11 protein-coding genes are annotated in these 8680 nt (G+C 42.6%); 10 read left to right on the forward strand and 1 reads right to left on the reverse strand.

The features are described from left to right. Positions 1 to 167: 167 nt before the first annotated feature. The 10 genes from rpmJ to RDS42_RS09360 all read left to right on the forward strand — a co-directional run bounded on the left by rpmJ (position 168) and on the right by RDS42_RS09360 (position 7906). The gene (rpmJ, locus tag RDS42_RS09315) at positions 168 to 281 is read left to right on the forward strand and encodes a 50S ribosomal protein L36 (RefSeq protein WP_003497809.1); all 114 of its coding nucleotides are present in this window, start codon (positions 168 to 170) and stop codon (positions 279 to 281) included. A 296-nt stretch (positions 282 to 577) separates the two neighbouring features. Next, positions 578 to 946, forward strand: coding sequence for a 30S ribosomal protein S13 (gene rpsM / locus RDS42_RS09320; protein ID WP_177298153.1), 369 nt, complete (start codon positions 578 to 580; stop codon positions 944 to 946). A gap of 52 nt (positions 947 to 998) precedes the next feature. After that, entirely contained in the window at positions 999 to 1394 is a 396-nt protein-coding gene (gene rpsK / locus RDS42_RS09325) for a 30S ribosomal protein S11 (protein ID WP_156355095.1), read from the forward strand. A gap of 18 nt (positions 1395 to 1412) precedes the next feature. Next, entirely contained in the window at positions 1413 to 2006 is a 594-nt protein-coding gene (gene rpsD / locus RDS42_RS09330) for a 30S ribosomal protein S4 (protein WP_308783426.1), read from the forward strand. 118 nt (positions 2007 to 2124) lie between these two features. Beyond that, on the forward strand, positions 2125 to 3084 hold the full coding sequence (locus RDS42_RS09335; protein ID WP_308783427.1) for a DNA-directed RNA polymerase subunit alpha: 960 nt from the start codon (positions 2125 to 2127) through the stop codon (positions 3082 to 3084). Between the two features lie 99 nt (positions 3085 to 3183). Next, positions 3184 to 3720, forward strand: a complete 537-nt coding sequence (locus RDS42_RS09340; RefSeq protein ID WP_308783428.1) for a bL17 family ribosomal protein — start codon at positions 3184 to 3186, stop codon at positions 3718 to 3720. 303 nt (positions 3721 to 4023) lie between these two features. Then, a complete protein-coding gene (locus tag RDS42_RS09345; RefSeq protein WP_308783429.1) occupies positions 4024 to 5361 on the forward strand; it encodes a MurT ligase domain-containing protein in 1338 nt (445 codons plus the stop codon). Beyond that, positions 5358 to 6077, forward strand: coding sequence for a glutamine amidotransferase (locus tag RDS42_RS09350; protein ID WP_308783430.1), 720 nt, complete (start codon positions 5358 to 5360; stop codon positions 6075 to 6077). Before RDS42_RS09345 ends, RDS42_RS09350 begins: the two co-directional genes overlap by 4 nt. 88 nt (positions 6078 to 6165) lie before the next feature. Further along, positions 6166 to 6327, forward strand: coding sequence for a rubredoxin (gene rd, locus RDS42_RS09355; protein ID WP_022066629.1), 162 nt, complete (start codon positions 6166 to 6168; stop codon positions 6325 to 6327). 154 nt (positions 6328 to 6481) lie between these two features. Beyond that, on the forward strand, positions 6482 to 7906 hold the full coding sequence (locus tag RDS42_RS09360) for a substrate-binding domain-containing protein (RefSeq protein ID WP_308783431.1): 1425 nt from the start codon (positions 6482 to 6484) through the stop codon (positions 7904 to 7906). Positions 7907 to 8094: 188 nt separating this feature from the next. Here RDS42_RS09360 and RDS42_RS09365 read toward each other — a convergent pair whose 3' ends face one another. Then, the gene (locus RDS42_RS09365; protein WP_308783432.1) at positions 8095 to 8664 is read right to left on the reverse strand and encodes a xanthine phosphoribosyltransferase; all 570 of its coding nucleotides are present in this window, start codon (positions 8662 to 8664) and stop codon (positions 8095 to 8097) included. Between the last annotated feature and the right edge of the window lie 16 nt (positions 8665 to 8680).

Consider the following 8680-nt stretch of genomic DNA (forward strand, 5'->3'; position numbering starts at 1 on the left):
GTGGAAACGGGAAGGTACTTGCTGTTCTTAATATTTTTTATTATTTTAAAAAAATCAAAAAAAGTGCTTGCAATCCGTATGCTTTGGTGCTACACTATAATGCGAACGCGCTATGAGTGCGTCCGTAACTGCAGATTCAAGTCGAAACTACGAGAGGAGGATTTCCAGTGAAAGTAAGATCATCTGTAAAACCGATCTGTGAGAAATGCAAGATCATCAAAAGAAAAGGATCTATCAGAGTAATCTGTGAAAATCCAAAACACAAACAGCGCCAGGGCTAATGCCGGTAGTTTGTGAAACGTGCGGCTGCAGTTTGATACACCCGGAAGGGTTGTTCGGACTGTTTGAATTTTTTATCAAAGCATGTATTGCCTAATACCGAGAGGCAACAGCAGCTTAATCAGCTGCAATTTCGGAAAGGCTGTCTTACGCCAAAGACGGCTGGGTGTTTTACCGAGGCACCCCAATTAGGAAACTAGAAACAGGAAGCATATCTGGAGATTCACCCCATTTCACCTTGCGGGAGCAAGTGGTGTACACAGAAGGCTTTCAAAACAGAAAATGGAGGAAACAGTACATGGCTCGTATAGCTGGTGTAGACTTACCAAGAGAAAAACGTATTGAAATCGGCCTTACCTATATTTATGGTATCGGCAGACCAAGCGCAGACAAAATCCTTGCGCAGGCAAATGTAAATCCTGACACACGTGTCAGAGATCTTACTGATGATGAAGTAAAGAGAATCAGCGCTGTCATTGATGAAACAATGATGGTAGAAGGTGATCTTCGTCGTGAAATCGCTCTGAATATCAAGAGACTGCAGGAAATCGGATGCTACAGAGGAATCCGTCATCGTAAAGGACTTCCGGTTCGTGGTCAGAAGACTAAGACTAATGCAAGAACACGCAAAGGTCCGAAGAGAACAGTAGCAAACAAGAAAAAATAATTCGTAACATATAGTATATTTCAAATAAAGGAAAGCGTAGGTTAGTTTTAAAATGGCAAAAGCAACCAGAAAAACGACAACAAAACGTCGTGTCAAGAAAAACGTTGAACACGGACAGGCACATATCCAGTCTTCTTTCAATAACACAATCGTTACTCTGACTGATAGCGAAGGAAACGCTCTTTCATGGGCAAGTGCCGGTGGTCTGGGATTTAGAGGTTCAAGGAAATCTACTCCTTATGCAGCGCAGATGGCAGCAGAGACTGCAACAAAAGCTGCTCTTATCCATGGATTAAAAACTGTTGATGTTATGGTAAAAGGACCGGGATCAGGCCGTGAAGCTGCAATTCGTGCACTTCAGGCATGTGGTCTTGAAGTAACAAGTATCCGTGACGTAACACCGGTTCCGCATAACGGATGCCGTCCACCAAAACGCAGAAGAGTCTAATTAAGGAGGAAGCTTGAAATGGCAGTAAACAGAGTGCCTGTACTGAAAAGATGCAGATCCCTTGGTCTGGATCCAATTTACTTAGGAATTGATAAAAAATCCACAAGACAGTTAAAACGTGCAAACAGAAAAATGTCTGAGTACGGTTTACAGTTAAGAGAAAAACAGAAAGCAAAATTCATCTACGGTGTTCTTGAGAAACCTTTCCGTAACTACTACAAGAAAGCAGACAGAATGCCGGGCCAGACAGGTGAAAACCTGATGGTTATGCTTGAGACAAGACTTGATAACGTGATCTTCCGTATGGGATTTGCAAGAACAAGACGTGAAGCTCGTCAGATCGTTGACCACAAGCACGTACTTGTAAACGGTAAATGTGTAAACATTCCGTCTTACCTTGTAAAAGCCGGAGACACAATCGAGATTAAAGAAAAATGCAAAGGTTCCGAAAGATACAAAGGAATCCTGGAAGTAACAGGCGGAAGACTTGTTCCGGAGTGGCTTGATGTAAATCAGGATGCTCTCAGCGGAACTGTAAAAGAGCTTCCAAACAGAGAAGTAATTGATGTACCTGTAGACGAGATGCTTATCGTCGAGCTGTACTCTAAGTAAAGCATAGAAGTTAAGGTGCAACTGAGCTTTTATGCGATCCCCAAACAATGCCAAGGCATAGTTTGGGGATACTACATTAAAAGTATGACGCAGCTTTCCAGAAGGAGGGAGCCTTATAGTGTTTGATTTTAATAAACCAAAAATCGAAATTACCGAAATATCCGAAGATAAGAAATTTGGCAGATTCGTAGTGGAACCGCTGGAAAGAGGTTATGGTACTACCCTTGGCAATTCTCTCAGAAGAATTATGCTGTCTTCCCTCCCGGGAGCAGCTGTAAGCCAGGTGAAGATCGATGGCGTACTGCATGAATTCAGTTCTATCCCAGGTGTAAAAGAGGACGTTTCAGAGATTATCATGAATCTGAAAAGCCTTGCGATCAAAAATACAAGCTCTGACAATGAACCAAAGACCGCATACATTGAGTGTGAGGGAAAAGGTGTTGTGACAGCTGCTGATATCCAGACAGATCAGGATATTGAGATCATGAACCCGGATCAGGTTATCGCAACTCTGAATGGCGGTAAGGACTGCAGACTTGCTATGGAACTTACCATTACCAGAGGACGTGGATATGTAAGTGCTGATAAAGGGAAAACAGATGACATGCCTATTGGCGTTATTGCTGTAGATGCCATCTATACACCGGTTGACAGAGTGAATATGGTTGTAGAAAACACCCGTGTAGGTCAGGTGACAGACTATGATAAGTTGACACTTGATGTATTCACAAATGGTACTCTGGACCCGGATGAGGCAGTCAGCCTTGCTGCAAAAGTATTAAGTGAACATTTAAGCCTGTTCATTGATCTTTCTGAAAATGCGAAGACCGCTGAGGTCATGATCGAAAAAGAAGACAATGAGAAGGAAAAAGTCCTGGAAATGAGCATTGACGAGCTTGAGCTGTCTGTTCGTTCCTATAACTGCCTGAAGAGAGCAGGAATCAATACAGTAGAGGAGCTGTGCAACAGAACTTCTGAAGATATGATGAAAGTTCGTAACCTTGGACGCAAGTCTTTAGAAGAAGTTCTTGCAAAACTGAAAGAACTGGGCCTGCAGCTTCAGCCTACAGAGGAGTAAAATACTTCTAGTTTATAATATTACAGCGGGGTGCCAAAGCATCAGGGCAGTAAGACCGAACAAGCGTGTTCTGATGTCCCGCAGATGGAGGAAAATATCATGGCAAAATATAGAAAATTAAGCAGAACATCTGATCAGAGAAAAGCTCTGTTAAGAAACCAGGTAACAAACCTTCTGTATCACGGACAGATCCGTACTACTGAAGCAAAAGCAAAAGAGATCCGCAAGATCGCTGAGGGACTTATTGCTATGGCAGTTCGCGAGAAAGACAACTTTGAGACAGTTACTGTAACTGCTAAAGTTGCTCGTAAAGACGCTGAAGGCAAGAGAGTAAAAGAAGTCGTAGACGGCAAGAAGAAAACTGTATACGATGAAGTTCAGAAAGAGATCACAAAAGATGCTCCTTCCAGACTTCACGCTCGTCGTCAGATGGCAAAAGTTTTCTATCCTGTAAAAGAAGTACCGGCTAAGGCTGCTGGTAAGAAGAAAAACACAAAAGACATCGACATGGTTAAGAAAATGTTTGATGAGATCGCTCCAAAATATGTGGGACGTAACGGTGGATATACAAGAATCGTTAAGATCGGACCGCGTAAGGGCGATGCTGCTATGGAAGTACTGATCGAGTTAGTATAATCCATAATGAATATCTGGGATATCCGCATTTTACGGATATCCCTTTTTGTGTTTATGAATACGCGGCCAGGTGCATAATGTGAAAATAAAAGAATCACTGTTACTGTTTACATGGTACTGCTGTTTCTGTGAATGGAGTGAACAGTAAATAAGCGCTGGCAGGACAGTCATGGAAGAGAAGTTTCTGTTGATAAATAAAAGAAATTATCGTACAATCATTACGGTAGTATTTTTCAGCAGACAGGAGATACTATCATTAAGTGCAGAGAACTGGATAAACAATTTTGATAAAGGACAAAATACATGAAAATAAGAAGAATTGCAGCAATCTGGGCGGCAAAAACCGCAGGATTTATCTGTAAAAAAATGGGCAGACAGGGAGTAACGTGGGCTGGAAAAATCGCTCTTAAAATTTATCCCCCCATTTTGAAAGAACTGGCAGCAGAGGTAAGGAAGGATATCTTTGCAGTCTGTGGTACAAATGGAAAGACAACTACGAATAATATGCTGTGTGCAGCTCTGGAAGCAGAAGGACAGAAAGTGATCTGTAACCATACAGGTTCCAACATGCTGAATGGTGTTGTTGCAGCTTTCGTGCTGGGAGCCAGGCTAAACGGACATATGGATGCGGACTATGCCTGTATTGAAGCTGATGAAGCATCTACCAAATATATTTTTCCGCAGATCCGTCCGGACTATATGGTCCTGACTAATCTGTTCCGTGATCAGCTGGACCGGTATGGGGAAATTGACATTACCATGAATATTCTGGAAACTATGATACGGTCTGTGCCGGAAATGAAAGTGATCGTAAACGGAGACGATGCCCTTTCTGCATATCTTGCCATGGACAGTGGTAATCCTTGTATTTTTTACGGAATCAGCCAGCCGGTGATGAAAAATGATACAAATGAAATTCGTGAAGGCCGTTTCTGTAAGCGATGTGGAGAAAAACTTCAGTACAGTTTTTATCATTACAGTCAGCTGGGAGATTATTGCTGCCCTCAGTGCGGCTTTAAGCGTCCCGGACTGGATTTTAACGCAGAAGATGTAATGGTGGGAGACAGACTTTCTTTTCGTGTAGAAAACAGGCTCATCTCAGCGAATTATAAGGGATTCTATAATGTATATAATATCCTTGCTGCTTATGCGGGAGTGCGGACTGCAGGAATGACAGGAGAGCACTTTACGGATATGCTGAAGAAATTCAATCCGGAAAACGGACGTATGGAGCAGTTTCGTATTCAGGGAACAGGGATCACTCTGAATCTGGCAAAGAATCCGGCAGGTTTTAATCAGAATATTTCTGCTGTAATGCAGGACACTGCGCCAAAAGATGTGATCATTGCGATCAATGATAATGCACAGGATGGAATTGATATTTCATGGCTTTGGGATGTGGATTTTGACCGTTTTGGTGAAGACAGCATTAAAAGTATTACGGTCAGTGGTATTCGCTGTCAGGATATGCGTTTAAGACTGAAGTATGTGGATATTCCGTCAGAACTTGAACCGGATGTGGAAAAAGCTGTAAGAGATAAAATCAAAGACGGAACAGGCAATCTGTATGTACTTGTAAATTATACGGCGCTGTACAGTACCAGAAATATCCTGAAGAAATTGGAGGGCGGGCAGAAATGAAACTGACGATAGGACATTTATATCCAGATCTGCTGAACCTTTATGGAGACAGGGGCAATATTCAGTGCCTGATGAAGAGATGTCAGTGGAGAGGAATCGAGGCAGAGACAATTTCGTTTGAATTAAATGACAGGATTGATTTTTCCGGACTTGATATTGTCCTTCTGGGAGGAGGATCCGACCGGGAGCAGATGATTGTCTGCGAAAAGTTAAAGGAAATCCAGGAAGATTTTAAAAAATATGTAGAGTCGAATGGCGTTGTGATCGCTATCTGCGGAGGATATCAGCTTCTGGGAAAATATTACAAGACGGATCAGGGGATGATTAACGGGCTGGATCTTGTGGATATGTATACAGAGCAGGGAGACGGAAGGCTTATTGATAATATTGTGTTGAAAAGCGAGCTTTTTGATATGCCGATTGTAGGATTTGAAAATCATGGAGGAAGAACCTGCATTAAAGAGAATCAGCCTTTGGGCAAGGTTCTGTCAGGAGCGGGTAATGATGGTGTTTCCGGTTACGAGGGCGTGATTTACAAAAATGTGATAGGAACATATCTGCATGGACCGCTGCTTCCGAAAAATCCACAGCTTGCAGACTGGCTGATCCTCCGGGCACTGCAAAAAAAATACGGAGCAGAGGTGGAACTGACCGAACTGGATGATACCCAGGAAAAGGAAGCGAATGATTATATTTACAAAAGGTTTGTGAAATAATACTTGCAATAGAAAATAGCTGACGTTATAATGAAGCCATGAAGCGGTTGAGACCGCTTTCAATTGAAAGTTGAAAGGAGTTGCTATTATGCAGAAATATGTATGTGAACCATGCGGATATGTATATGATCCTGAAATCGGGGATCCGGACAGCGGAATCGAGCCGGGTACTGCATTTGAAGATATTCCTGAAGATTGGGTGTGCCCGATCTGTGGAGTAGGCAAGGATGAGTTTGTACCGGAGGATTAAGTAACCGGTCATGAAGGTGCCGAAAGCAAGATGCTTTTGACACCTTCTGTTTTTATGTATATGGAGAATATGACTGCCTGTGGCAGTTTGTTTTGTTCTAGATGAAAAGAAGCGTATTATAGTTTCGGAACCTTTTGACAGAAAGGAATGTATCATGAAAAGAAAAACAGCAGTTGTTTTACTGGGATCCCTGACAATACTGACCGCTTTTTCAGGGTGCGGAAATAACGAAGCAACAGAAGCGGCCAGTGAAAGCGCGCAGACAGAGGATGAAGGTACAGGAGACGATGCAGAGATGCAGGCGGCTCTTGAGGAAGAAGAGGAGCAGAAGGAAAAAGAGGAAGAAAAAGAAACGAAGAAAGACACAGAAGAAACAAAGGAAGCTGAAGAGGAAGAGGCAACTTCAGAGGCAGAGGAATCAGAGGAGGAAGATTCCAATCAGGTGGCAGTTTTGTTCCCTGATGAAAATAACTGGGCTGATGATGCATATGAACTTGAGCAGAATCTTGCAGAAGATGGATATGAACCTATGGTTTTTTATGCAGAAGGCGATGGATCCAAACAGGTATCCCAGATCCAGGAAATGCTTGCTGCAGAGGTTAAGGCATTTATCATAGCTCCGGTGGACCCGTATGGGCTTACGGATGCACTGGCTCCTGTTAAGGAGGCAAAAATTCCGGTATTTTCTTATGACCAGCTGATTATGGATACCAATGCTGTAAAATATTATACCACCTTTGGCGGACGTCAGGCCGGAAATATGATCGCAGAAGAAATTATAGAAAAAGAAGAGCTTGAGAAGCTTCGTGAGGAAAAAGGTACAAAAACTATAGAATTTCTTATGGGTTCTCTGGATAACACCCAGGCTCTGTTTCTGTATAATGGAGTAATGGAAATTCTTCAGCCTTATCTGGACGATGGAACTCTTGTGTGTACATCAGGAAAAGTAAGCTTTGATGATACAGGGATCCTCAGATGGAGCCGGGAGTCAGCAGAAACAAGATTTCGGGAAATACTGGAAAATTCTTATGAAGAGGGAAAACAGCCGGACATTATCTGTACAGGATTTGACCAGGCGGCACTGGCTGCAGTGGAGGTACTGGAAGAAAGAGGTGTGGTTCCCGGAAGTGAAATGTGGCCGATGATCACAGGTGTGGAATGTGAACCGGAAGCAGTAAAAGCCGTAGCTTCCGGAAAAATATCCTTTAGTCTTTTTATGGATTACAGACTTCTTGCAGATGCCTGCGAGCAGATGGTCCATCAATGCCTTAACGGAGAAGAGGATCCGGAGGTAAATGATTATGAGCAGTATGATAATGGTGTAAAGATCATCGGAACATATTTATGCGAACCTCAGATCATTGATGGAGATAATTATGAAATCCTTATTGACAATGGGTATTATGATGAAGAAGAGATACGTCCGGAGGCAACTCCAACGCCAACATTGGAACCTACGTCCACACCTGTTCCGGACCCAACTGTAACACCTGAACCCACTGAAGAGCCTGAGTCAGAAGAAGAGGCAGAGCCGACCCCTACACAAAAACCTCGGATTACATTAAGAGGAAGCAAATAAATTACCTTTGTGCAGAGATGAGAAAATATGATTTTCTGTCCAGCAGGCTTAGATGCATATAAAAAAGACAGATCACCGTGTTTTGTGAAAATTCCGCAGATAAAGAAAATTCACAAGACACAGGATCTGTCTTTTTGTATGCATCCTCTGTAAAAACAAAAGACAAAAAGCAAGCGGCAGCAGATATTTTATCTGAAGGTCAGAGAATCATCTGTCATGGAATCGATGATGGCCAGTGATTCCAGACGTACGCCCATTTCGCGGATGGTCTGTCCTCCGGTCTGGAAGCCTTTCTCGATGACGATTCCGGCGCCTTCCAAAACTGCACCGGATTCTTTTACGATTTCGATCAGTCCCATCAGAGCACATCCGTTGGCAAGAAAATCATCGATCAGCAGTACATGGTCTTCAGGTCCAAGAAATTTCTTGGACAGTATCACATCATATACTTTCTTGTGGGTAAAAGATTCCACTTTGGAGCAGTACATTTCTCCGTCCAGATTCAGGCTCTGTGCTTTTTTTGCAAAAATTACCGGTACATTAAAATACTGGGCTGCAATACAGGCAATTCCGATACCGGAGGCCTCAATAGTAAGGATTTTGGTAATGGGACAGTCGGCAAAACGCTTTTTAAATTCTTTGCCGATTTCGTTGATCAGAGTGATATCCATCTGATGATTTAAAAAACTGTCTACTTTTAAAATATTTCCCGGCTTTACAATTCCGTCTTTCAGAATACGATCTTTTAAAAGCTGCATAATGTTTCTCCTTTGA

It is taken from the genome of uncultured Blautia sp., from assembly GCF_902497045.1.
GTDB lineage: Bacteria > Bacillota > Clostridia > Lachnospirales > Lachnospiraceae > Blautia_A.